Consider the following 845-nt stretch of genomic DNA (forward strand, 5'->3'; position numbering starts at 1 on the left):
GCCATAACCTATCCTCCATAATTGTAGTGAAATAGTCTAAATATCTATCGACTACAATTATAGGCAAAACTTGAGGATCAGGAAATCCGCAGGAATATTTGGCGCTTACTTTCTTCTAATCCTGATTTTGAAAATGCTGTCCAGATTCTCTGTACCGATTTCGGAGATGATAGTGCAATCACTATCATCTCCGAAATCGGTACTGATATGTCTCAGTTCTCAAGTTCCAAACGCTTATGTTGCTGGGCTGGTCTTACACCAGGCAGCAATGAATCTGCTGGTAAGAAGAAATCTGTTCGGATTACAGGTGCCGGAGTCTACCTCAAACCTGCATTAGTACAGTGTGCTCATGCAGCCGTAAAATCTGACAAATCTTCTTACTACAAAAAGAAATATGAATCACTTGTTAAACGTCGTGGCAAGAAAAGAGCCATTATCGCTATTGCCCGTATGATTCTTACCGCCATCTACCAGATGCTGTCTACTGGCGAGCAGTGGAATCCGAGCGGTTTTTACAAAATCGATATGCCTGCACCTCTGCTTGAAAAACAAAAGGCAAAGGACTTCCTCCTGATGAACCATTAGCTTCTTGATCTGATTTCCTAACTCTATAACACTTCAAAAAGTTGCTTGCCTTAGACAGCTTATTCAAGTGCGCCAATTTATGGCTTTCCTCTACTTTCTTTCACACTAGTTTCCTCTTTTGCTAATTCGCTAACATTTCATAAATTACCAACTAAAACTTCCCACACCTCTAAGGTGTGCTGAACCTTGAAAATTCAATATTTCAGCCAATAAAAAAGGCATAAATACATTCCGTTTGGTATAATGGAATTGTCGAGAAA

Annotated in this window: 1 pseudogene; it reads left to right on the top strand. The window is 39.9% G+C overall.

Annotated elements, in window-relative coordinates:
• Nucleotides 1–96: 96 nt before the first annotated feature.
• Nucleotides 97–593, top strand: a pseudogene (locus tag ACTNA4_RS16095) (transposase); the annotation flags it as partial.
• Between the last annotated feature and the right edge of the window lie 252 nt (nt 594–845).

It is taken from the genome of Bariatricus sp. HCP28S3_A7, assembly GCF_052066375.1.
Lineage (GTDB): Bacteria > Bacillota > Clostridia > Lachnospirales > Lachnospiraceae > Allocoprococcus.